The sequence below is a fragment of the Kitasatospora sp. NPDC048407 genome (assembly GCF_043200475.1).
Classification (GTDB): domain Bacteria; phylum Actinomycetota; class Actinomycetes; order Streptomycetales; family Streptomycetaceae; genus Kitasatospora.
Window position 1 is genome coordinate 191,075 of the sequence record NZ_JBICXW010000011.1, and the last position, 22,762, is coordinate 213,836.

22 protein-coding genes and 1 riboswitch are annotated in these 22,762 nt (G+C 74.2%); of the genes, 13 read left to right on the forward strand and 9 right to left on the reverse strand.

The annotated features are described in order from the left end of the window. The first annotated feature begins 1 nt into the window (after nucleotide 1). The 7 genes from ACGFWJ_RS21605 (at nucleotide 2) to ACGFWJ_RS21635 (ending at nucleotide 5,296) form a co-directional block, all read left to right on the forward strand. The gene (locus ACGFWJ_RS21605) at nucleotides 2-1,294 is read left to right on the forward strand and encodes an MFS transporter (protein WP_392951917.1); all 1,293 of its coding nucleotides are present in this window, start codon (nucleotides 2-4) and stop codon (nucleotides 1,292-1,294) included. Then, nucleotides 1,291-2,373 carry a TolB family protein gene (locus ACGFWJ_RS21610; protein ID WP_392951920.1) on the forward strand — a complete coding sequence of 361 codons (1,083 nt, stop codon included), beginning with the start codon at nucleotides 1,291-1,293 and terminating at the stop codon, nucleotides 2,371-2,373. The genes ACGFWJ_RS21605 and ACGFWJ_RS21610 overlap by 4 nt, the downstream gene beginning before the upstream one ends. Before the next feature lie 56 nt (nucleotides 2,374-2,429). After that, on the forward strand, nucleotides 2,430-3,062 hold the full coding sequence (locus tag ACGFWJ_RS21615; RefSeq protein WP_392951923.1) for a hypothetical protein: 633 nt from the start codon (nucleotides 2,430-2,432) through the stop codon (nucleotides 3,060-3,062). Between the two features lie 50 nt (nucleotides 3,063-3,112). Beyond that, a complete protein-coding gene (locus ACGFWJ_RS21620) occupies nucleotides 3,113-3,316 on the forward strand; it encodes a hypothetical protein (RefSeq protein ID WP_392951925.1) in 204 nt (67 codons plus the stop codon). A gap of 40 nt (nucleotides 3,317-3,356) precedes the next feature. Further along, entirely contained in the window at nucleotides 3,357-3,986 is a 630-nt protein-coding gene (locus ACGFWJ_RS21625) for a DUF3592 domain-containing protein (protein WP_392951928.1), read from the forward strand. A 49-nt stretch (nucleotides 3,987-4,035) separates the two neighbouring features. Further along, nucleotides 4,036-4,635, forward strand: a complete 600-nt coding sequence (locus ACGFWJ_RS21630; RefSeq protein ID WP_392951931.1) for a hypothetical protein — start codon at nucleotides 4,036-4,038, stop codon at nucleotides 4,633-4,635. A gap of 67 nt (nucleotides 4,636-4,702) precedes the next feature. Beyond that, the gene (locus ACGFWJ_RS21635; RefSeq protein ID WP_392951934.1) at nucleotides 4,703-5,296 is read left to right on the forward strand and encodes a hypothetical protein; all 594 of its coding nucleotides are present in this window, start codon (nucleotides 4,703-4,705) and stop codon (nucleotides 5,294-5,296) included. A gap of 7 nt (nucleotides 5,297-5,303) precedes the next feature. Here the strand turns inward: ACGFWJ_RS21635 and ACGFWJ_RS21640 are convergent, their stop codons facing one another. Further along, on the reverse strand, nucleotides 5,304-5,807 hold the full coding sequence (locus ACGFWJ_RS21640) for a GbsR/MarR family transcriptional regulator (RefSeq protein ID WP_392951937.1): 504 nt from the start codon (nucleotides 5,805-5,807) through the stop codon (nucleotides 5,304-5,306). Between the two features lie 126 nt (nucleotides 5,808-5,933). Between ACGFWJ_RS21640 and ACGFWJ_RS21645 the strand changes: the two genes are divergently transcribed. Both ACGFWJ_RS21645 and ACGFWJ_RS21650 read left to right on the forward strand, forming a co-directional pair. Further along, the gene (locus tag ACGFWJ_RS21645) at nucleotides 5,934-6,848 is read left to right on the forward strand and encodes an ATP-binding cassette domain-containing protein (RefSeq protein ID WP_392951940.1); all 915 of its coding nucleotides are present in this window, start codon (nucleotides 5,934-5,936) and stop codon (nucleotides 6,846-6,848) included. Continuing rightward, nucleotides 6,845-8,461, forward strand: a complete 1,617-nt coding sequence (locus ACGFWJ_RS21650; RefSeq protein ID WP_392951943.1) for an ABC transporter permease — start codon at nucleotides 6,845-6,847, stop codon at nucleotides 8,459-8,461. The genes ACGFWJ_RS21645 and ACGFWJ_RS21650 overlap by 4 nt, the downstream gene beginning before the upstream one ends. 80 nt (nucleotides 8,462-8,541) lie before the next feature. Here the strand turns inward: ACGFWJ_RS21650 and ACGFWJ_RS21655 are convergent, their stop codons facing one another. The 3 genes from ACGFWJ_RS21655 to ACGFWJ_RS21665 all read right to left on the reverse strand — a co-directional run bounded on the left by ACGFWJ_RS21655 (nucleotide 8,542) and on the right by ACGFWJ_RS21665 (nucleotide 11,298). After that, complete coding sequence (locus ACGFWJ_RS21655) at nucleotides 8,542-10,044, reverse strand: alpha/beta hydrolase (protein WP_392951946.1); 1,503 nt, start codon at nucleotides 10,042-10,044, stop codon at nucleotides 8,542-8,544. Between the two features lie 131 nt (nucleotides 10,045-10,175). Beyond that, nucleotides 10,176-10,652 carry an OsmC family protein gene (locus tag ACGFWJ_RS21660; RefSeq protein WP_392951948.1) on the reverse strand — a complete coding sequence of 159 codons (477 nt, stop codon included), beginning with the start codon at nucleotides 10,650-10,652 and terminating at the stop codon, nucleotides 10,176-10,178. A gap of 4 nt (nucleotides 10,653-10,656) precedes the next feature. After that, nucleotides 10,657-11,298, reverse strand: coding sequence for a GntR family transcriptional regulator (locus ACGFWJ_RS21665; protein WP_387646213.1), 642 nt, complete (start codon nucleotides 11,296-11,298; stop codon nucleotides 10,657-10,659). A 149-nt stretch (nucleotides 11,299-11,447) separates the two neighbouring features. Between ACGFWJ_RS21665 and ACGFWJ_RS21670 the strand changes: the two genes are divergently transcribed. Continuing rightward, entirely contained in the window at nucleotides 11,448-13,235 is a 1,788-nt protein-coding gene (locus ACGFWJ_RS21670; protein ID WP_392951953.1) for a DUF4190 domain-containing protein, read from the forward strand. Nucleotides 13,236-13,354: 119 nt separating this feature from the next. On the opposite strand, the gene ACGFWJ_RS21675 is transcribed toward ACGFWJ_RS21670, so the two are convergent. The 5 genes from ACGFWJ_RS21675 to ACGFWJ_RS21695 all read right to left on the reverse strand — a co-directional run bounded on the left by ACGFWJ_RS21675 (nucleotide 13,355) and on the right by ACGFWJ_RS21695 (nucleotide 20,008). Further along, nucleotides 13,355-14,740, reverse strand: coding sequence for a cobyrinate a,c-diamide synthase (locus tag ACGFWJ_RS21675; protein ID WP_387646209.1), 1,386 nt, complete (start codon nucleotides 14,738-14,740; stop codon nucleotides 13,355-13,357). A 4-nt stretch (nucleotides 14,741-14,744) separates the two neighbouring features. Next, a complete protein-coding gene (gene cobO, locus ACGFWJ_RS21680; protein WP_387646657.1) occupies nucleotides 14,745-15,341 on the reverse strand; it encodes a cob(I)yrinic acid a,c-diamide adenosyltransferase in 597 nt (198 codons plus the stop codon). Between the two features lie 5 nt (nucleotides 15,342-15,346). Further along, nucleotides 15,347-17,377, reverse strand: a complete 2,031-nt coding sequence (locus ACGFWJ_RS21685; RefSeq protein WP_392952020.1) for a putative cobaltochelatase — start codon at nucleotides 17,375-17,377, stop codon at nucleotides 15,347-15,349. Nucleotides 17,378-17,421: 44 nt separating this feature from the next. Then, nucleotides 17,422-18,969 (reverse strand): cobyric acid synthase, encoded by a 1,548-nt coding sequence (locus ACGFWJ_RS21690; protein WP_392951956.1) that lies wholly within the window; start codon nucleotides 18,967-18,969, stop codon nucleotides 17,422-17,424. A gap of 97 nt (nucleotides 18,970-19,066) precedes the next feature. After that, nucleotides 19,067-20,008: a cobalamin biosynthesis protein gene (locus ACGFWJ_RS21695; RefSeq protein WP_392951958.1), complete on the reverse strand. Its 942-nt coding sequence runs from the start codon at nucleotides 20,006-20,008 to the stop codon at nucleotides 19,067-19,069. Nucleotides 20,009-20,061: 53 nt separating this feature from the next. After that, nucleotides 20,062-20,144: riboswitch (cobalamin riboswitch) on the reverse strand. Nucleotides 20,145-20,319: 175 nt separating this feature from the next. On the opposite strand from ACGFWJ_RS21695, the gene ACGFWJ_RS21700 reads away from it, so the two are divergent. The 3 genes from ACGFWJ_RS21700 (at nucleotide 20,320) to ACGFWJ_RS21710 (ending at nucleotide 22,614) form a co-directional block, all read left to right on the forward strand. Continuing rightward, on the forward strand, nucleotides 20,320-20,829 hold the full coding sequence (locus tag ACGFWJ_RS21700; RefSeq protein ID WP_392951961.1) for a hypothetical protein: 510 nt from the start codon (nucleotides 20,320-20,322) through the stop codon (nucleotides 20,827-20,829). Nucleotides 20,830-20,911: 82 nt separating this feature from the next. Continuing rightward, complete coding sequence (locus ACGFWJ_RS21705) at nucleotides 20,912-21,562, forward strand: RNA polymerase sigma factor (protein ID WP_392951963.1); 651 nt, start codon at nucleotides 20,912-20,914, stop codon at nucleotides 21,560-21,562. After that, nucleotides 21,559-22,614, forward strand: coding sequence for a CU044_5270 family protein (locus tag ACGFWJ_RS21710; RefSeq protein WP_392951964.1), 1,056 nt, complete (start codon nucleotides 21,559-21,561; stop codon nucleotides 22,612-22,614). The genes ACGFWJ_RS21705 and ACGFWJ_RS21710 overlap by 4 nt, the downstream gene beginning before the upstream one ends. Nucleotides 22,615-22,762: the final 148 nt, after the last annotated feature.

Genomic DNA, 22,762 nt, shown 5'->3' on the forward strand with positions numbered 1-22,762 from the left:
GATGTACCTCGCGGACGCCCGCTCCACCAAGACGGCCGCCGCCCCGGGCACCCGCCCGGGGCGGCGCGCCGCCGTCCCCGGCACCGTGCTCGCGCTCGGCGCGGTCAGCCTGGTCACCGACGTCTCCTCCGAGATGGTCAGCGCCGTCCTGCCGCTGTACGTGGTCGCCGCGCTCGGCCTGTCCCCGCTCGGCTTCGGCCTGCTCGACGGCATCAACAACGGCGTCGGCGCGCTGGTCCGGCTGCTCGGCGGCCACCTCGCCGACCGCAGCCCGCGCGGCCACAAGCTCGTCGCCGGGATCGGCTACGGCCTGTCCGCGCTGTGCAAGCCACTGCTGCTGCTCGTCCACACCGTGCCGCTGATCGGCGGCGTCCTCGCCATCGACCGCACCGGCAAGGGGCTGCGCACCGCACCCCGGGACGCGATGATCTCGCTGGCCACCGCGCCCGAGCACCGCGGCCGGGCGTTCGGCGTGCACCGCGCGATGGACACCACCGGCGCGCTGCTCGGCCCGCTGCTCGCCTTCGCGGTGCTGCGGATCGCCGACGACCGGGCCGAACGCGCCGGCTACAGCGCGGTGTTCACCGTCTCCGGCTGCGTCGCGGTGCTCGGCGTGCTGCTGCTGGTGCTGTTCGTGCCGGGACGGGCCACCACGACTGTTGTCGAGTCGGGGGCGCGCCCCACCCTGCGGGACGCGCTCGCGCTGCTACGACGCCCCGCGCTGCGCCGGCTCACCCTGGCCGCCGTACTGCTCGGCCTCACCACCGTCAGCGACTCCTTCCTGTACCTGCTGCTGCAACGCCGACTCGGCCTGCCCGCCCACCTGTTCCCGCTGCTGCCGCTCGGCACCGCCGCCGTCTTCCTCACCCTCGCCGTCCCGCTCGGCATGATCGCCGACCGGATCGGCCGCCGCACCCTGTTCCTGGCCGGCCACGCCGTGCTGCTCGCCGGGTACGGCGTGGTGCTCTCCCCGCTGCGCGGCGCGAGCGCCGCCGTGCTGGTCCTGCTGCTGCACGGCACCTTCTACGCCGCCACCGACGGGGTGCTCGCCGCCGCCACCGCCGCGACCGTCCCCGACGGGCAGCAGGGCGCCGGGCAGGCCCTGGTCGGCACCGGCCAGGCGCTCGCCCGCTTCGTCTGCTCGCTCGCCTTCGGCGCCGCCTGGACGCTGTGGGGCCCGCGCGCCGCCCTCACCGGCACCGCCCTGGCCCTCGCCGTCGCGGCCGTTGTCGCCACCCGCCTGCTCCGTCCGACCGTCGTTCCCGAACCCCCGTCCGGAGGGCACCTCGCATGACCGCTCCCGTTGCCGTCGACCCGGACTCCGAGGCGCCCGAACCCCCGGTCGGGGACGCCCAGTTGCGGCGGAAGCTGGTGGTGCTGGTGGTCGCCGTGGTGCTGCTCGCCGGCATCGGGACGTTCGCCGTCCGGTACGCCGCCGGCCGGGCGGACCGGCGCAACCAGGAGCAGGCCGGCGGGCCACCGGTGCGCGAGGGGGCGGTGACGCTGGAGCCGGCGGGCCGTCAACTGCTGCTGCGCAACCTGGCCTGGGGCCCGCACCGCGACGAGGTCGCCGCTGTGCCCGCCGACCACCCGGACGGCGCCCGCACCGCGTCCGGTGTGAAATGCCTGCGCTTCCACGCCGCCGCCGGCACCGGCATCTGCCTGCAGGCCGAACACGGCGCGCTCGACGACACCTACCACGCGTCCGTGCTGGACGCCTCGCTGCACGAGATCAAGCGCTTCCCCGCGCCCGGCATCCCCACCCGCGCCCGGGTCTCCCCGTCCGGACACCTGGCCGGCTGGACGGTGTTCGTCAGCGGCGACTCCTACGCGGGCACCGACTTCTCCACCCGCACCGCGATCGTCGACACCCGCAACTGGCAGTTCTACGACAACCTGGAGACCTTCCAGGTACTGAAGGACGGCCACCCCGTCCAGGCGTCCGACCTCAACGTCTGGGGCGTCACCTTCGCCACCGACGACAACCGCTTCTACGCGACGGTCGCCACCGGTGGCCAGACCTACCTGGTCCAGGGCGACCTCGCCGCCCGCACCCTGACCACCCTGCACCAGAACGTCGAATGCCCGTCACTCTCCCCGGACGGCACCCGGGTCGCCTACAAGAAGCGGGTGGCCGGCGCCGACCCGGCCGCGCCGTGGCGGCTGTACGTGCTCGACCTCGCCACCATGACCGAGACCGCGACCGCCGAGCAGCGCAACATCGACGACCAGGCGCTCTGGTCCGACGGCCACACCCTGACGTACTCGCTCCCCGGCGATTACGGCTCCGACCTGTGGGCCGTCCCCGCCGACGGCACCGGCGCCCCCGCCGTCCTGGTGCGCTCCGCCGTCGCCCCCGCGTATCTCGGCTGACAGCCCGGCCGCGCCGCCGATAGGGTCCCCGCGTCAAGATCGACACGAAGGACGCGATGAACGAGAAGACCGGTACCGGCCGGCCCTGGCGCGGGTCGCTGTACGCGCTGCTCACCCTGCTCTGCTGCGCGGCGCCGATCGGCCTGCTGACCTACCTGTTCGGCGGCTCGGAGGCCGTCGAGCTGCTGCACGCCGTCACACCGACCGCGCTGATCCTGGTGGTCGCGCTGAACTACCGCACCCCCCGGGGAGGGGTGGCGGCGTTCGTCGCCGGCGGCCTGGCGCTCTGGCTGAGCTTCGCCGGGATGGCGGCGGTCCGGACCGGGTCACTGGCCGACCACGGGCAGCAGATCACCGTCACCGTCACCGCCGTCCACCCGCGCAACGGCACCCACCTCCCCACCTGCGAGGTGAGCCGACCCGACGGCACCGCCATCCGCCACCCGCTCGACGCCTGCAACCTCCATGTCGGCCGCCAGCTGACGGTGACCGCCGACCCGTCCGACCGGCAGGCCCCGATCTGGGAACCCCTCGACGCGGACACCCCCCTCCACTGGACGGCGGGCGTCGGCACCGCACTGGTCGCGCTGCTGGTCTCCCTCCCGTTCTGGGCCGGCCGCCGCCGGCAGCGCCCCGGCGGGCCGTCGGAGCCGGTGGCCGCAGGCGGGCCCGCGGACTGGCGGGTGTAGCCGGCCACCGACGGCCGGCAGCTGCTCGGGACGGTCGTCGGACGCTCGCCGTGGTCACCGCCACCCACCCCCGCCAGGGCAAGGCGGCCGGGTACCGCCTGCTGCGCGACGAGGCCGGCCGCGGCGACATCCCCGGCCACCTCGGCCCCTGCGCCGGCCGCAGCGTGGGCTGGCGCCTCTACGTCACCGCGCCTCTACGTCACCTACGGCCGGCGCTGGAGCCCCGCAAGTGGTGGGCCGGGCACCCCGACTGACGGTGGCTCATGGGCAGGAGTAGCGTCCCTCTTGATCCGAATGATCAATGGGGGGATCGACATGGACGTGAAGTCCGAGGAACACCCGCACCGTTTCTGGGTGCGGTTCGCGCCTGCGACGCTGGTCGCCAACTCCGCTCTGATCTGGCTGATCAGCCAGCACCTCGGCTGGCGCACGGGGACCCTGAAGGGGGCGCTGGCGCTGCTGGCGCTGGCCATGTTCCTGGTGATGGCGTTCTCCTACCGCACCGTGGTCGGCCTGGTCGCGGCGCTCGCGTCCGGCGCGCTGGTGGTCCTGCTCGGGTTCGCCGGGGTCGACGCGGCGCAGCACCACGTGCTGGCCCGGGACGGCGAGCGGACGGTCGCCGAGGTCATTGCCGTGGACCCGGGCAAGGGAAGGGGGACGCCGACCTGTGAGTTGCGGGCTGCCGACGGGCGGGACATCTCCGGCCGGATCCACTCGAACGACTACCGGGTCGGTGACCACGTCAGCGTCACCTTCGACCCGGCCGGCCGGGTGGACCCGGTCGAGGGCGCGCCCGACCCGGACGGCGAGGTGCGCTGGGTCGCCGGGCTGGGCGGGGGGCTGGCCCTGCTGGTCCTGTCGCTCCCGCTGTGGGGACGGTTGGGCCTGCGTCTGGAGCGCGACCGGGACGCTGCGGAGGACTGACCGTTCGCACCGCGCCAACTGCGAAGTACGACGAACGGGGGGAGCGGCGATGAGTGTGAAGCCGGTGCAGCATCCGCACCGTTTCTGGGCGCGGGTCACGCTGCCGACGCTGGCGGGCGGCCTCGTCTTGATCTGGCTGACGGACCGGCAGCTCGGTTGGACGGGGTTCGCCGAGGGGGCGACGATCTTCGTCCTGGCGGCGCTGCTGATGCAGGTGATCGTGTATCCGTACCGCACCAGGGCGGGTGCGGTCGGGGCGGTCCTTGCCCTCGTGCTGCTCCTGGCGATCGGATTCGTCGGCACCGTCGCGTACCGCCAGAGCGTGCTGGCCGAGGACGGCGAGCGGACGCTCGCCGAGGTCACCGCCGTCCACCCGAGCGAGGGCAGGGCGGCCGGGTACTGCCTGCTGCGGGCAGCGGACGGCCGGGGCATTCCCGGGCGACTCGGCCCCTGCGAGGGCCGCAAGGTGGGCGACCACCTCGACGTGACCTACGACCCGGCCGGCCGGCAGGACCCGACCGAGGAGGTGCCCGACCCGTCCGGTGCGGAGCGCTGGGTCGCCGGGCTGAGTGCGGCGCTGGCCCTGCTGGTGCTGTTGCTCCCGCTGTGGGGGCTGCGCGGGCGGAGCCTGGAGGGGCGGAAGCGGTAGCCAATGGATGGCGGGCACCAACAGGTGCACCGTCCCGGCGTTCGAGCGATCGACAGGAATGATGGCTTTGAAGTCGACGGAACACCCGCACCGTTTCTGGGCGTGGTACACGGTGTCCGCGCTGTTCGGGAGCCTTGCGGCGGCGTGGCTGGCGGTTTGGCAGTTCGGCGCGGCCAACCCCGTTGCGTGGGTGGTGCTTTGCGTGCTGGGGGTGGCTCTGACAGGGCTGGTCGGGAATGCGTACCGCACCCAGGCCACGTCGATCGCGGCGCTCCTCGTCCTCGTGCTGTTCGCCGGGATCGGGTTCTTCGGCACCGGCGCGGTGAGCGGGACCGTGCTGAGCACGGACGGGAAGCGCACGGTCGCCCAGATCACCGCCGTCCATCCCCGCAACGGCAAGGCGGCCGGGTACTGCCTGCTGCGCACCGCCGAGGGTCAGGACATCGCCAAGCGGCTGAGCCCCTGCGAGGGCCGCGACGTCGGCAACCGACTGGAGGTCACGTACGACCCGGCCGGCCGGCAGTATCCGACCGAGAACCTGCCCGATCCGGGCGGTGCGGTGCGGTGGACCGCGGGGCTGGTGGCCGTGCTGGTCCTGTTGGTCCTCTCGATGCCGCTGTGGGGGCCGCGGGGCCCGCGGGTGCGGGAACGGCAGCGATAGCGGTCGCTCACTTCTCGCGGTCGCGCCAGCGCTGCAGCATCTGCTGGATCTCGACCCGCAGGAAGGCGAAGAACTCCAGGGATTCGGCGAGGCGTTGACCGGCCGGGGTGTCCGGGCCGAGCGCGTCGACGCCCTCGGCCAGGCTGGAATCGAAGCGGGACAGTGTGCGGTCGCGGTTGGCGGTGGCCTCGTACCAGACGTGGTCGTGGATGCGGTAGCGGTCCCGGCGGGTGCCGGGTTCGCGCTCGCGGCTGACCAGGTCGACCTGGGTCAGGTAGCGGACCGCGCCGGAGACGGCGGCGGGGGAGATCTGGAGCAGTTCGCCCAGTTCGGCGGAGGTCAGCCGCCCGGAGTCGGCGGTCAGCAGGGCGGTGAACACCCGGGCCGACATCCGCGGGAACCCGGCGTCCGTCAGCACCGTTGCGAACCGCTCCACGAACTCGGACACCGCCGCCGGATCCCGCTGCGCGTCCACGCCGCTCACTTCGCCCACCTCACTCACCTGCACCACCGGAACCCTCCCCGACATCCGTCCGACCGGGCGTCCGCCCACCTTCACACACCTTCGGCAGCAACGCGAAGATCCGGGACTTTCGGCAGCTTCACGGATTTGTGAAACAAGAGTAGCGTCGAGCTCATGACGACCGCCATCTCGGTGTCCGGCCTGGTGAAGACCTTCGGCCGCACCCGCGCCCTGGACGGACTGGACCTCACGGTCGAGCAGGGCGAGGTTCACGGGTTCCTCGGCCCCAACGGGTCGGGCAAGTCCACCACCATCCGCGTCCTGCTCGGCCTGCTGCGCGCCGACTCCGGCACCGCCACCCTGCTCGGCGGCGACCCGTGGCGCGACGCCGTCCCGCTGCACCGCAGAATCGCCTACGTGCCGGGCGATGTGACGCTGTGGCGCAACCTCTCCGGCGGGGAGGCGATCGACCTGCTCGGACGGCTGCGCGGCGGACTCGACCCGATCCGCCGGGCCGCGCTGCTGGAGCGCTTCGAGCTCGACCCCACCAAGAAGGGCCGCGCCTACTCCAAGGGCAACCGGCAGAAGGTCGCGCTGGTCGCGGCGTTCGCCGGCGACGCCGACCTGCTGATCCTGGACGAGCCCACCTCCGGCCTGGACCCGCTGATGGAGGAGGTGTTCCGCGAGTGCGTCGCCGAGGCCCGCGACCGGGGCGCCACGGTGCTGCTGTCCAGCCACATCCTGTCCGAGGTGGAGGCGCTCTGCGACCGGGTGTCGATCATCCGGGCCGGGCGCACCGTGGAGACCGGCACCCTGGACGACCTGCGCCACCTCACCCGCACCTCGGTGGACGCCGTCCTCACCGGGCCGCCGCCGCACCCCGCCTACGCCCACGACCTGACGATCGACGGCAACCGGCTGCGCTGCCAGGTCGACACCGAACAGCTCGGCACCCTGCTCACCGAGCTCACCGCCGTCGGCGTGCACAGCCTCACCAGCCGGCCGCCCACGCTGGAGGAACTCTTCCTGCGCCACTACGAGAACGACCCGGCCGACACCCCGTCGACCTCGACGGCGGCCGCCCGATGAGCGGCTACGCGCTGACCGGCACCGGCACCCTCTACCGCCTCGCCCTGCGCCGCGACCGGATCGCCCTGCCGGTGTGGGTGTACGTCGGCACCGGCATGGTCGCCTCCACCGCCTTCTCCTTCCGCAAGCTGTACGGCGACGAGGCCTCCCGGCGGACCTTCGCGGCCAGCATCGACGGCAACGGCTCGCTGCGCGCCCTGTACGGCCCGATCTTCGACGGCTCCACCATCGGCGGGCTGACCGCGTGGCGGATGGGCGTCTTCGGGGCGGTGCTGGCCGCGCTGATGTCCACCCTGCTGGTGGTGCGGCACACCCGCGCCGAGGAGGAGGACGGGCGGCTCGAACTGATCGGCGCCGGCGCCGTCGGCCGCCGCGCCCCGCTGACCGCCGCACTCGCCACCGCCCTCACCGCCGACGCCGCGCTGGCCGCCCTGGTGACGATCGTCCTGCTGGCCGCAGGTCAATCCGCCGCCGGGGCGCTGGCGTTCGGCCTCGCGCTCGGCGCCACCGGGGTGTTCTTCGCCGCGCTGGCCGCGGTCACCGCGCAGATCGCCGAGACCGGGCGGGCCGCCAACGGCCTTGCCGGGGCGGCGATCGGCCTCGCCTTCGTGCTGCGCGCCGTCGGAGACTCCGGCAGCGGCACGGGCTGGGCGAGCTGGCTCTCCCCGATCGGCTGGAGCGAGCAGGTCCGCGCGTTCGCCGGCGACCGCTGGTGGGTGCTGGTACTGCCGCTGGGCGGGGCCGCGCTGCTCACCGCGCTGGCCCGCACCCTGGTCGAACGACGCGACCTGGGCGCCGGGCTGCTCCCGCAGCGCCCCGGCCCCGCCGTCGCCGCGCCCGGTCTGGCGGACGCCGCCGCACTGGCCCGCCGCCTGCAGCGCGGCGCCCTGATCGGCTGGACGCTGGCCTTCGCGGCGGGCGGCGCGGTGTTCGGCAGCGTCGCCAAGGGCGTGGTCGATCTGGTCGGCGACAACCAGCAGATGGCCGACGTGATGGCCCGGCTCGGCGGACAGCAGGGCGTGCTGAACGCCTATCTCTCCACCATCGCCGGGGTGTTCGGGATGATCGCCGCCGTGTACGCCGTGCAGTCCGTGCTGCGGCTGCGCGCCGAGGAGAGCGCCGGCCGGGCCGAACCCGTGCTGGCGGGTGCCGTCTCCCGGCTGCGCTGGGCGGGCGGACACCTGCTGTTCCCGCTGCTCGGCACCGCCGTGCTGCTGGCCGCCGCCGGCCTCACCGCCGGGCTGGCGCAGAGCGCCGCGCTCGGCAGCGCCGCCGGCCACGGGACGGGCGACGCCGTCGCCCGGATGCTCGGCGCCACGCTGGTCCAGCTGCCCGCGGTGTGGCTGACCGCCGCCGTGGCGCTCGCCGTGTACGGCCTGCTGCCGCGCTGGACGGCGGCCGGCTGGGCCGGCTTCGGCGTGTTCGTGCTGGTCGCCTGGCTCGGCCCGATCCTGCAACTGCCGCAGTGGGTGCTCGACCTGTCGCCGTTCACGCACCTTCCGCACCTGCCCGGCGGGACGTTCACCGTCGCGCCGCTGCTGTGGACCACCGCGCTGGCCGCGCTCGCCGCCGGGGCGGGCCTGGCCGGGCTGCGCCGCCGCGACCTGGGCTGACGACCGGGCGCGGCCCGACGCACCGCCACCGGCCGGACGAACCCCGGACGGACGGGTGCTGATCGGGCCGCGCACCGGCCTCACCCGGCCTTCGGACAGAACGCGTCCCGGGCCGGGCGGCGGCCGGTGGCCAGGAACTCCGACACCAGCGCGTCGCCGCAGGCGTTCCCGTGGGACAGGTAGGAGCCGTGGCCGCCGGAGTCGACCGTGACCATCCTGGCCCGGTCGCCGAACGCCGCGCGCAGCTTGAGCGCCCCCGCGTAGGGCGTGGCCGGGTCGCGCAGGTTCTGCACCATCAGCACGTTGGACGGCCCGTCGTCGGTGACCCGGACCGGCGGTTCGGCGGGCTGCCAGTGCCAGAACGCGCAGGCCGAGGCGTTCACCGGCATGCCGGCCGTGAGCGGGTGCGCGACCCGGTCGGCGGCCACCGCCGCGGCGTACGAGCCGAGGTCGCGCGGCCAGCTGACGTCGTTGCACAGGGTGGCGACCGTGACCGCCGTGGAAGCCTGCATCTGCGCAAGCTCCGCCGCGTCCGGCGCGGGCCCCTGCTCGGGCAGCGGGCGGTGGCCCTGGGCGGCCTGGATCAGAGCGGCCGCGGCGGGGAACTTGGCGTCCGCGTACAGGCTGTTCAGCAGGGTGCCGCGCACGCCGTTGCCGTCCAGTACGCCCGGGTTGTGGCCGGGCCAGGGCAGCGGGGCCGCGTCCAGCTGCTGGGCGGCCGTCAGGTAGGCGGTGCGGACCTGCTCGGGGGTGTCGGCGATCCGGAACTCGCCGGCCTCGGGGGAGGACGCCCAGGCCGCGAAATCCGGGAAGCGGTCCTCCGCGCCGGTGGCGAAGGCGGCCAGCCAACTGCGCTCGGCCAGGACCGGATCCGGGTTGTCGTTGCTGTCCAGCAGGATCCGGTCGGTGCGGTCGGGGAACATCGTGGCGTACGCGGCGCCCGCGTAGGTGCCGTAGGAGACGCCCCAGGTGGAGATCCTGCGCTCGCCGAGGGACTGCCGGATCCGGTCGATGTCCCGCGCCTCGTTCCGGGTGGTGATGCTGCGCAGCACCGGGCCGCCGTTGGCCGCGCAGCGGTCGGCGATGCGTTGGCCGGTGGTCAGGTTGGCATCGCCGCCGTGCCCGTCGGGCGCGGGCCAGGGCAGCAGCTTGCCGGGCGCCAGGTCGGCGTAGTCGAGCCCGCAGGAGACCGGACTGGAACGCCCGACGCCGCGTGGGTCGAAGCCGATCAGGTCGTACCTGTCCAGCACCGACTGGGGCAGTCGTTTCACGGCGCTGCTCGGCCCGTTCAGGCCGGAGCCGCCCGGCCCGCCCGGGATCAGCACCAGCACGCCGCGCCGCTGATCCGGCTTGGCGGCGGTGATCCGGGAGATCGCCAGCGTCAGTGACGGCCCGTCGGGTTGTCGGTAGTCGACCGGGACCGTCACCTCGGCGCACTGCTGCCGCCCGTCCGCCGCCCCGCCCGTGCAGGCGGCCCAGGCGGGCCGGGCAGGGGCGGGAGCGGCGGCGGCGAGCGGCGCCGTCAGGCCGAGCAGGACGGTGGTGGCGGCGGCGAGGGCGGCGCCTCGTTGAGTGATTCGCATGACCACGAGTCTTCGCCGTCATCACGCCCGGATCGATCCGGCAGGCCTCCGTCATTTTCCTGGAGTCAGCCTCAGCGGAAGCACTGTAGCCAGCTATACCAAGGAAGTTGACGGAGCATCAAGGAGGTGCGTCAGGAGACGGCGCGCACCGTGATGACCGGCTCGTGGTGGACCGGGAAGTTCACCGAGGACGCGATGAAGCAGTCCCGGCCGGCCGGGCCGTGCAGGGCCTCGGCCTGCTCGCGCATCGACTCGTCGGCGATCTCCACCCGGGGCCGCAGCATCGCCTCGGTGAAGTGGCCGCCGCCGCCCGCGGTCTCCATGGTGGCCTCCGCCTCGTCCGTGTAGGACAGCACCACCACGCCCTGGCGCGCGCAGTGCGACAGGTACGACAGCATGTGGCACTGGGCGAGCGCGGCCAGCAGGAACTGTTCCGGGTTCCACCGCGAACGGTCGCCGCGGAACGTCGGGTCGGCGCTGCCGAGCAGCGTCGGCACCCCGTCCGAGGAGATGTCGTGGGCGCGGGAGTACGAGCGGTAGGTGTCGGTACCGGTACCGAGGTTGCCGGTCCAGTCGACACGGACCGCGTAGTGGTGGGACAGGGCCATCAGGTCACTCCTTCTCGGGCGGCCGGGCGGCGGCGCAGGTGTCCAGGACGTGCCGCCGGGCGGCCGCCCCGGCAGCGGCCGGATCCCCGGCGATCACGGCGGCCAGCAGCTCACGGTGCTGGTCGTCCACCAGGGCGGTGCGGTCGGGCGCGTGCAGAGAACGGTGGGTGGAGACCTGGATCTGGTCCCACAGCCGCTCCAACGAGTGCAGGGCGACCGGGTTGGCGGAAAGCTCCGCGACCCGCCGGTGGAACTGCCGGTTCAGCCGCACCGCCTCCGTCAACTCGCGTTCCACGGTGGCCCGGTGCGTACGGTCGGCGAGCGCCGCCAGGTCGGTCAGCTCGGCCGGGGCCAGCCGGCCCGCCCGCTGCCGCTCGGCCGCGAGCTCGGCGGTCAGCGCCTCCAGCGCGGCCCGCACCCGGTAGACGTGCGACAGCTCCTCAGCGGACAGCTCCACCACCCGGACGCCACGCCCGGCGGCGGCCAGCAGGCCGTCCGCGGTCAACGCCCGGAACGCCTCCCGGACCGGCGTGCGGCTCACCCCCAGGGTCTCCGCGACCTCCACCTCGCCCAGCCGCGCCCCCGGTGGGTAGCGACCGTCCAGGATCAGTTCCCGCAGGCTGCGGCGGGTGCTCTCGGTCTGCACGGCGGCAGCGTAGTGCGATGCATGCATTGCATGCAATGGTCATGCTCGTGGTGCTGGAACTTTGGCGCGGAACTCGTTGGGAGAGCGACGGACCGGTCCGCTATATTCGCGCAGCCGTCGAACAGTTCCACGCCCCAAGGGGGAAACCCATGTCGTTCGACCAGGAGCGCTCCGGGGAGGCCGTCCCCGACGCCGCCCGGGACGACTCCCCGACCACGCCCGCCACGCCCACGGTTGACGCCGCAGACGCAGCGCCGGCGGCCGCGGTCTCCTTCAGCAAGCAGCCGGCCGCGCCCGAGTCGGCCCCCGCCGCGGAAGCGGCGGACGCGGGGAGCGCTGACGCCGTCGCGGTCGGGCCTGCCGCGGATGCGCCGGTGGCGATCTCGTTCAGCAAGCAGTCCGACGCGCCGGAGCCCGCGCCCGTCGACGCTCCGGCTGTCGCCGCCACGCCAGTTGACGCGCCGCCGGCCCCCGCCGCGGAAGCGGCGGACGCGGGGAGCGCTGACGCCGTCGCGGTCGGGCCTGCCGCGGATGCACCGGCGGCGATCTCGTTCAGCAAGCAGTCCGACGCGCCGGAGCCCGCGCCCGTCGACGCTCCGGCTGTCACCGCCACGCCAGTTGACGCGCCGCCGGCCCCCGCCGCGCCGCCGGCGCCCGCGAACCCGTGGGCGCCGCCCGTCGCGCCGCCGCCCGAACTCGGCGCCGCGCCGGCCGGTGCGCCGGTGCCGCCCGGGGCGAACCCGTGGGGCGCGGCCCAGCCCGATGCGACCGCCGGGGGCAACCCGTGGGCGCCGACGGGCGTTCAGCAGCCGTGGGGGACGGGCGGGTACCCGCCGCCCGGCGTGCCCGGCGCGCCGACCGGGCCGATGGTGATGTACCCGCAGCAGCAGCGGTCGCTGTACACCAACAACCTGGCCATCGCCTCGCTGATCACCGGCATCCTCTGCTGCTTCCTCGGCTTCATCGGCATCGGCCTGGGCGTCGATGCGCTGCGCCAGATCAAGCGGACCGGCGAGCGCGGCAAGGGCCTGGCCATCTCCGGCATCGTGGCCGGCAGCCTCGGCATGGTGCTGTTCGGGCTCTCGGCGATCGGCGGCGTCTTCAGCACCGAGAACTTCGAGGACGACAGTTCCACGCCCTCGCACGTCACGGCGACGTCGAACGCCGGTTCGCCGGACTCGCCGTTCCGGCTGCGGGTCGGCCAGTGCTTCAACCGGGCGATGACGGGCTTCGCCAAGCCCGTGGACTGCACGTCCTCGCACCACGGCGAGGTCTACTGGACGCAGCCCACCAGCAAGCAGGACGGCAAGTACCCGGGCGAGGACGCGCTGAAGGCGGAGGCCGACGAGGTCTGCCCGGCGCACGTCGACACCTATGTGGCGGACACCTGGACGATTCCGGACTCGGTGTCGACCTTCTACTACTTCCCCGACCGGCTGGGCTGGAACACCTCCGGCAGCCGCCGCATCGTCTGCTTCCTGGGCAACGAGGACAAGTCGTCGCGCACCGGCTCGCTGCAGAAGTACCCCAGCACTCTGACCACCGACCAGCGTCAACTGCTGGACGCCACCAACCAGTTCGACCGTGCCTGGATCAACGGCCCGGACGAGGACAGCGAGGTCGAGGACGACCCGCAGGCGTTCCGAACCTGGGCCAAGGACATGAGCGTGGCCGCCACCAAGCAGGCCACCATGCTGAAGGCCGCGCACTGGAACACCGCCGACAAGGCGACCGTCGACCGCCTGATCGCGAAGTCCATGACCGCGTCCGACCACTACCTGGCGGCCTACCGGTCCACCGACAACGCCACCCTCCGCCGTGAACTGGGCGTCGCCGAGGACAACTTGGGCGACGAGGAGATCATCTCGCTGCGCCGCGCGCTGGGTCTGGCGACCGCGCAGGAAGAGCCGTCCAAGAAGGGCAGCCAGCCGGTTTGACCGGCCGTCCCCCGGCCTGACCGGCCGTGTCCCCCCGCCTGACCGGCCCGGTCGGCCGCGCGAGCCCGGCTCGCGCGGCCGATCCGTCGTCGGCTCCCGTCAGCTCCCGGCGGCTCCCGTCAGCTGCCGTCGTGCGAGGCGGCCCAGGCGGCGGCGTGCCGGACCAGCCGGGTCGGCAGGGCGGGGGCGCCCGTCCAGTGCAGGTGCAGGTAGGAGGCGTGCACCGAGCCGTGCAGGTGGCCCTCGGTGTGCGGGCCGGTGGGGGTGCGCCAGCCCCAGGCGGGGGACGGACCGGCCGCCGGGTCGGTGACGGTGCGGTGGAACTCGTGGCCGCGCACCCGGGACCCGGCCGCGGCGAGCGGCGAGTCTGCGAGCGCCACCGCCTCCCGGTAGCCGAGGGTCAGCCGGGGCGTCATCCGGGCCGTCGTGTCCAGTACCCCGCACATCGGCAGGCCGTCCAACTCCCGCCCGAGGTACAGCAGTCCGGCGCACTCGCCGACCACCGGGGCGCCGCTCGCGGCGAGTTGGGCGACCGCCGCCCGCAGGGAGGCGTTCGCGCTGAGCTCGGAGACGTACACCTCCGGGAAGCCCCCGCCTATCACCAGCGCCGAGGTCCGCTCCGGCAGTTGCTCGTCGTGCAGCGGGTCGAACGGCACCACCTCGGCCCCGGCGGCGGTCAGCAGTTCGGCGTTCTCCGCGTACGAGAAGGAGAACGCCGCGCCGCCGGCCAGCGCGATCCGCGGCCGGGGACCGACCAGCGGTTCCACCTCGGCCGCCGGGTCCCACGCCGTGCAATCCAGCGGCGGGGCGGTCCGGGCCAGCGCCAGCACTTCGTCCAAGTCGACGGAGGCGGCGACCAGTTCGCCCATCTCGCGGACCGCCCGCAGCGCCTCCGCCGAACGTTCGACGGCCGGCACCAGACCCAGGTGCCGGGACGGGGTGTCCACCGCCTTCGCCCGCCGTACCGCGCCGAGCACCGGCACCCCGGAGCCCTCCTCCAGGGCCTCCCGCAGCAGCGTCTCGTGCCGGTCCGAGGCGACCTTGTTGAGGATCACCCCGGCGAGGCGCACCTGCGGGTCCCAGGACGCGAAGCCGTGCACCAGCGCCGCCACCGAACGGGACTGCGAGGAGGCGTCCACCACCAGCACCACCGGCGCCCGCAGCAGCTTCGCGACCTGCGCCGTGGACGCCAACTCGCCGCGCCCCGCCGCCCCGTCGTACAGGCCCATCACGCCCTCGACCACCGCCACGTCCGCCCCGGCCGCGCCGTGCGCGAACAGCGGGGCGATGCGCTCCGGGCCGCTCATCCAGGCGTCCAGGTTGCGGCCCGGACGCCCGGCGGCCAGCGCGTGGTAGCCGGGGTCGATGTAGTCCGGGCCGACCTTGTGCGGGGACACCTTCAGCCCGCGCGCGGCCAGCGCCGCGATCAGGCCGGTCGCCACCGTGGTCTTGCCCGCGCCGGAGGACGGGGCGGCCACCACCAGCCGGGGAATGCTGTCGTTCAAGGGTCTACCACTCAATACCGCGCTGGCCCTTGCGGCCCGCGTCCATCGGATGCTTCAGCTTGGTCATCTCGGTGACCAGATCGGCCAGTTCGAGCAACTGCTCGGGCGCGTTGCGGCCGGTCACCACCACGTGCTGGCTGCCCGGTCGGTCGCGCAGCACCTCCACCACCTCCGCCACGTCGATCCACCCCCAGTGCAGCGGGTAGGTGAACTCGTCCAGTACGTAGAACCGGTACGTCTCGGCCGCCAAGTCCCGCTTGACCTGCTCCCAGCCCTCCCGGGCCGCCTCCTCGGACGACTCGATGTCGCGCTGCACCCACGACCAGCCCGAGCCCATCTTGTGCCACGCCACCGTGCCGCCCTGCCCGGACTCGCCGAGCACCCGCAGCGCGTTCTCCTCGCCGACCTTCCACTTCGCCGACTTGACGAACTGGAACACCCCGATCGGCCAGCCCTGGTTCCAGGCCCGCAGCGCCATCCCGAACGCTGCCGTGGACTTCCCCTTGCCCGGGCCGGTGTGCACCGCCGTGATCGGCAGCGTCCGCCGCTGCCGGGTGGTCAGTCCGTCGTCCGGGACGTTCTCCGCAACTCCCTTGGGCATCCTGCTCACGCCGCCTTTCGTGTCGTAGAGGTCGTAGAGGTCGTAGAGGTCGTAGCAGTGGAGGTCATCGCCGTCCGGGCCTCGCGCACCAGCGCGGCCACGCCCTCGGCCCGCAGCTCGTCCAGGCTCACCGCGTCACCGTTCAGGTGCGCCGCCAACTCCCTTGCCAGGCCCAGCCGGACGGGGCCGGACTCGCAGTCCAGCACCACCGCGGCCACCCCCTGCGCAGCCAGCAGCCCCGCCGCCCGGTGCGACCGCGCCACCGCGTCGCGCGTGCCGGTCGCCCGGCCGTCGGTCACCACCACCAGCAGCGCCCGCCGGTCCGGGTCGCGCAGCCGCTCCACCCGCAGCACCTCGTGCGCCCGCAGCAGGCCCGCCTCCAGCGGCGTCCGCCCGCCGGTCGGCAACTGCTCCAGCCGGGCCGCGCCCACCTCCACCGAGGAGGTCGGCGGCAGCGCCAGCTCCGCGCCGGAGCCCCGGAACGTCACCATGCCGATCTTGTCGCGCCGCTGGTAGGCGTCCATCAGCAGCGACAGCACCGCGCCCTTGACCGCCGTCATCCGCTGCCGGGCCGCCATCGACCCGGACGCGTCCACCACGAACAGCACGAGGTTCGACTCCCGCCCCCGGCGCACCTGTTCGCGCAGATCGTCCCGCCGCAGCACCAGCGCCCGGCCGGCCCGCCCGCGCGCCACCTGGTGCGGCGCCGCCGCGCGCAGCGTGGCACTCAGGTGCAGCCGGGTCAGCCGGCCCTGCGGCCGGCGCGCCCGCACGGTGTGCCCGGCGTCCGTCTCGGCGGGGGAGCGCCGTCCCTGCGCGCCCCGGCCGGTGCCGTCCACCTTGAACAGCCGTGTCCGGTAGGGGTGTTCGGACGCCACCGGGGACGACTCCCGGGAGCCGCCCGGCCGTTGCTGCGGCGGCGCGGGCGGGGCCTCCGAACTCGCCTCCTGCGCAGGAGAGGTGGGGTCGGACGGTGCAGGGGAGCCGCCGCCGTCCGGGCCGTTGCCGCCGTCGCCCGGACCGTCGCCGGGGCCCTCGTCGTCCGGGCCCTCGCCGTCCGGCTCCTGGTGCTCGGCCAGCGTCCGGTCCAGCTGCTCCTGATCCAGGCCCGGCGCGTCGAACGGGTTGCGCCGCCGCCGGTGCGGCAGTGCCAGCTGGGCGGCCTTGCGGACGTCCTCCTCCAGCACCTCGGTGCGACCCGCCCAGGCCGCCAGCGCCACCGCGGTGCGGGCCATCACGATGTCCGCCCGCAGGCCGTCCACCTCGAACGCCGCGCACACCGCCGTGATCTGACGCAGCGCCAGATCGGAGAGCTCGACGGACGGCAGCAACTCCCGTGCCGCGCCGATCCGTTCGGCGAGATCGAGCTCGCGCCCGGCCCAACTCGCCGCGAAACCGGCCGGATCGGCGTCGTACGCGAGCCGGCGGCGCACCACCTCGGCGCGCTCGTCCGCGTCCCGGGTGGCCGCGATCTCCACCGTCAGGCCGAACCGGTCCAGCAGCTGCGGCCGCAGCTCGCCCTCCTCCGGGTTCATCGTCCCGACCAGCAGGAACCGCGCCGCATGCCGCACCGACACGCCCTCGCGCTCCACGTACGAACGCCCCATCGCCGCCGCGTCCAGCAGCAGGTCCACCAGGTGGTCCTGCAGCAGGTTCACCTCGTCGATGTACAGCACGCCCCGGTGCGCCTTAGCCAACAGCCCCGGCTCGTACGCCTTCACGCCCTCGGCGAGCGCCCGTTCCAGGTCCAGCGAGCCGACCACCCGGTCCTCGGAGACGCCGACCGGCAACTCCACCAGGAATGCCGGACGTTCTGCCGCGCCTTCACCGGAGTGCGGGCCGTCCGGGCACTGTGCGTCCGGCGAGGCCGGGTCGCAGGCGAACCGGCAGCCGGCCACGGTGGCGATCGACGGCAGCAGCCCTGCCAGCGCGCGCACCATGGTCGATTTCGCGGTGCCCTTCTCGCCCCGCACCAGCACGCCGCCCACCGCCGGCGACACCGCGTTCAGCAACAGGCCCAGCCGCAGGTCGTCCATCCCCACGACAGCCGTGAACGGGTAACGGGCATCGGTCAGTTCAGTCACTTCGACCTCTCCATCTCCACCGGGGCCGGGGCTCCGGGCGGCACGAACGGCAGACCTGCCGGCGCCCCGTTCTCGATCAGCTTCCACAGCGCGTCCGTGTCGGCGTGCTCCGCCACCAAGTCGCCCAGCGCGTCCAGCCGTTGCTCCCGCGCCGCCGCGAACGAGGTGTCCGGCGCCGGGACGAACGCCCGCCCCGCGGCGCGGGCCACCTCGGCGAGGAACGCCCGGCGGAACGCGTCGTTCTCCAGCACCCCGTGCCAGGTCGTCCCCCACACCGGCCCGACCCGGCAGCCGTCCAGCGCCCGGCCGTCGGTGTCGGTGACGAACGACTCGCCGCCGTCCACCGACACCACCCCGTGGTGGATCTCGTAACCCGCCACCCGCTCGCCGAGCGCCACACCCGTCGGACGCGCCAGCACCTTGTCCGCGCCGAACACCACCCGGGTCGGCAGCAGCCCGAGCCCGTCCACCGTGCCGGCCCGGGATTCGACCGCGTCCACGATCTCCCGGCCCAGCATCTGGTACCCGCCGCACACGCCCAGCACCGGCAGCCCCGCCGCGACGCGCCGCGCGAGCGGCTCCACCAGGCCCTGCGCCCGCAGCCAGGCCAGGTCCGCGACCGTCGCCCGCGACCCCGGCAGCACCACCAGGTCGGCGTCCGCGAGCTCCTCCGGACGGGTCGCCCAGCGCACCAGCACACCCGGCTCCTGCGCCAGCGCATCCACGTCCGTGAAGTTCGACAACCGCGGGAACCGCACCACCGCGACCCGCAGCACCTCCGCCCCCACCGGCCCACCCGCCGCCGGGCGCTGCGCGACCGACGCCAGATCCAGCGAATCCTCCGCGTCCAGCCACAGCCCCTGGAGCATCGGGAACGTCCCCAGCACCGGACGCCCCGTCAACTGCCGCAGCATCTCCAACCCCGGTGCCAGCAGACGCGCGTCACCGCGGAACTTGTTCACCAACCAGCCCGCGACGAGCGACTGGTCGTCCGCCGACAGTAGCGCCAGCGTCCCGAACATCGACGCGAACACCCCGCCGCGGTCGATGTCCCCGACCACCACGACCGGCAGCCGGGCGGCCGACGCCAGGCCCATGTTGGCGATGTCCCGGTCCCGCAGATTGATCTCCGCCGGCGAGCCCGCACCCTCGCAGACCACCACGTCGAACCGCGACCGCAGGTCCGCCAGACACTCCAGCGAGCGCTCCAGCAGCACCGGCTTCCGGTCCCGGTAGTCCAGCGCCCCGACCTCCGCCACGGCCCGCCCCATCAGCACCACCTGACTCCGGCCGTCCGCCCCCGGCTTCAGCAGCACCGGGTTCATCGCCGCCTCCGGCTCCACCCCCGCCGCCTGCGCCTGCATCGCCTGCGCACGCCCGATCTCCGCCCCGTCGGCCGTCACGAACGAATTCAGCGACATGTTCTGCGCCTTGAACGGCGCCACCCGCACCCCTTGCCGCCACAGCCACCGGCAGATCCCCGCCGTCACCACACTCTTTCCGGCGTCCGAGGTCGTCCCGGCCACCAGCAGCGCGCCGTTCACCGGCGACCTCCTTCGAATCGGGCGAAAGCCCAACAATCGTCGAACTCGCCGTTCCGCACGGCCAGTTGCACCCACCGCGCGGGCAGCGCGGCCGGGTTCACCCGCGCCGCCGTCCGGCCAGAGCCGCCCGCGCGGCGAGCGTCACGCCAAGCGCGAGCACGCCGACGCGGCGGGAGAGACTACAGGCACGGTCGATGTCGGCCGGGCCGACCGGCGGCAGGCCCGCGCCCAGCACCGGCCGGTGCTCGACCCGCTCGCCGTAGCGCAGCGTCCCGCCCAACCGCACGCCGAGGGCACCGGCGAACGCGGCTTCCGCCTGGCCCGCGTTCGGGCTCGGGTGCGCGGAGCCGTCCCGGCGCCAGACCCGCCAGGTCCGGGCGGGGGAGTCGGACGCTGCGACGGTCAGCAGCGCGGTGAGCCGGGCGCCCGGCCAGCCCGCGAGGTCGTCGAGACGGGCCGAGGCCCAGCCGAAGCGGCGGTAGCGCGCCGACTTGTGACCGACCATCGCGTCCAGCGTGTTCACGGCCCGGAACGCCAGCAGCCCCGGAACGCCCGCCAGACCGCCCCACACCAGCGCGTTGACGACCGCGTCGGCGGTGTTCTCCGCGACGGACTCGACCACCGCCCGGGCCACCTGCTGCTCGTCCAGCCCCGACGGGTCACGCCCGCACAGGTGCGGCAACCGCTCCCGAGCCGCCGTCAGATCCTCGGCGGCCAGCGACCGTCCGATGGCCCGGGCCTCCCGGGTGAGCGACGTCCCGCCCAGGACAGTGAACGTCGCACCCGCGGTCAGCGCCGCCGCGGCGAGCGGCGAGCGACGGACGGCCCGCGCGACGAGCGCCGCCCCGCCCCCGACGGCGCCGACGGCGAGTGCGGTGTGCAGGGCGCCCGCCCCGCGGTGGTCGCGCCACAGCCGGCGCTCCAGCCGGGCCGCGGCAGTGCCGAACAGGGCGACGGGGTGTCCGCGCCGGGGGTCTCCGAGCCGGGCGTCCGCGAGATACCCCGCGACCGCGCCCACCAGGTACGGGGCAGCCCGCATGGCGTTGTGTCCTCACTCAGGGTCCGCGCCCTGGATCGACGGAACGAAGGCCAGAGTCTCCTGACTTCCGGTCACCCCCGCGCGGGGTGAACGGTCACAGTGGCGGGACCGCGCCGGACTCGAACCGGCTTCCTCTGCTTGCCTCCGTTTGGCCCGAAGATCCCACCACGCCCGCTTCGGGCCAGTCAACCGAGGCGCCGGACGAGTTGGTCACACCCCGCCCACTGCTGGGGCCGAGGTCAGCGCGCATCCGACGGGCCCTAGGATGCAGCCACATTCGACGCCCGGACGGGCGGGGCGGGGGAGGAATCGTGCGACAACTGGTCCGGCGCACCGTGCCGGTGGCCGCGGTCCTGGCCGCCCTGGTGGCGCTCTCGGGGTGCACGGTTGCGAGCGATGCCGTCGCCGGGATCTCCGTGAACGAGGACGGCCGGCCGCTCGGCGTCATGCTGGTCTGCGGCCACCGGATCGACGGAGCGACGCTCTCCACCAGCGAGGGCAGCCACCAGGAGACGATCGGCACCTGGACCGCCCGCACCGCCCTCGAGCCCGGGCTGACCACCTGGACCCTGGACGCCCCCGCCGACGGCTGGGATACGGGCAAGTCCGCCACCACGCTCGACGCCGGCACCACCTACCACCTCCGCGGCTGGACCAAGGACAACTCCCGGTCGTCGACCGCCACTTCCTTCACCCCCGAGGACCTGAAGCAGCTCACCCCGGGAACCGTCCGCTACGACGGCACCGCCTCCGACGGCAGCGGCACCACGCTCACCGTCCCCGTCGCGGAGTTCCAGGCCTCGGCCTGCCGGAAGCGCTGACCGCGCCCGGGCCGAGCCTCACCGGCCCCGGCCAGTGACCTGCGTCACGGGAACCGGTGCGCCTGCCCGGACAAGGCATGACGTGAACCATCCACACTCCCGGCTGCGCGCCGGGAATCCCGAAGCGTTCCGTGACCTGTTCCGGGACCACTCCTCGCTGGTGTACCGCCACGCCGTGCGCGTGACCGGGAACTGGGCCCTGGCCGAGGACGTGGTCTCGCTGACCTTCCTCGAGGCCTGGCGCCTGCGCGGGAAGCTCCGCGACGAGGGCGACAGCCCGCGCCCCTGGCTGATGGGCATCGCGGTGAACGTGCTGCGCAACACGACGCGCGCCGCCCGCCGCCACAGCGCGGCCATGTCCCGGGTACCGGCCGCCGACGTGGTCCCCGACTTCGCGGACGAACTCGTCGGCCGGATGGCCGACTCCGAGGAACTCGCCGCCGCCCGCAAGGCCCTGGCACGGCTGCGGCGCTCGGAACGCGAGGTCTTCGCGCTGTGCGTCTGGTCCGGGCTCGGCTACGCCGAAGCGGCGACCACCCTCGGCGTGCCCGTCGGCACCGTGCGCTCGCGCCTGTCCCGCGCCCGCACCCGACTGCGCAAACTCGCGGACGAGGAACTGCGCGCCGCGAAGAAGAACGCCGCGAGGAAAAACCCGGAACCCCTCCCGATCCCCGGACAAGTACAGGGCAGCCGCGACACCGCGGCCCGGCCGCACAAGGAGACGCACCGATGATCCGCAACCTGCGGCGGCGCAACGAACCGCTCGACCACGCGGAACTGGCCCGCCTCCTGCCCGCACCGGCCGACCCCCGCCTGGCGGCCGACCGCCAGCACCTGCTCGAGGAGCACCTGATGAGCGAGATCCACCAGTCCGACCCCACCCCCGCGCCCGCCCCGGCCCGGCGCCCGCTGCGCCGCACCGCACTGATCGCGGTGCCGGTCGCCGCGGCCGCTGCCCTCGCCGTGGTCGTCTCGATGGCCGGCTCGCCCGACACCACGACGGTGGCGGCTCCGCAGCTGGTCAAGGCGCCCGTCGTGCAGATCGACGAGGGGAGCGCGGTCAAGGTCACCTCGACGGTGCGCGAGCTCGCCGCCGCCGCGACGGCGAACCCCACGCCCCAGCCCGGAGCGGGCCAGTACATCTACATCAAGAGCCGGGTCTCCTTCCTGGCCTCCAGCTTCAACGGGGACACCGGGGAGTCCGCCACCTGGGTCCAGCCGCTGCACGACCGCGAGGCGTGGAAGTCCCTCGACGGCACCAAGGGGTGGCTGGACGAGCCGGGCTACCAGGCCAAGGGCGGCATCGAGCTGGGCAGCGACGAGCCCCGCAAGGACCTGACCTACAAGTGGCTCGCGGCCCAGCCCGCCGACCCCGACGCGCTGCTGAAGTTCGCCTACTCGACGGCGAGCGGCAACCACGACCGTGACCAGGAGGCGTTCAACGAAATCGGCTCCATCATCCGCGAGCAGCTCGTGCCGTCCGCCCTCGCCGGTGCGCTCTACGAGGCGGCCGGCAAGATCCCGGGCGTCGTGGTGGTCGAGCACGCGCAGGACGCCTCCGACCGGGACGGGATCGCGCTGGCGCGGCTGGACCCGCGGACCGGCGAGCGGTCGGAGTGGATCTTCGACCGGGAGAGCCACCAGTACCTCGGCAGCCGCGGCGTGCAGATCCGGGAGGTCAACGGCGTCAAGCCCGGCACCGTCGTGGAGCGCACCAGCATCGTCACCCGCGCGGTCGTCGACGCCAACAAGCAGCGCCCCGGGGCCGGCCAGGGCAAGGCCTGACACCCCCGCACCGGCCGGGGCCACCACCCCGGCCGGTGCCGCCGGTGAGACCCGTGCCGGCCAGGGCGGTCACGGGGGGATCGCGTTGGAGTGACGGACGCCGGCAGCGGCCACACCACGAAGCTGTGGTTCGACCGCCGCACCGAGA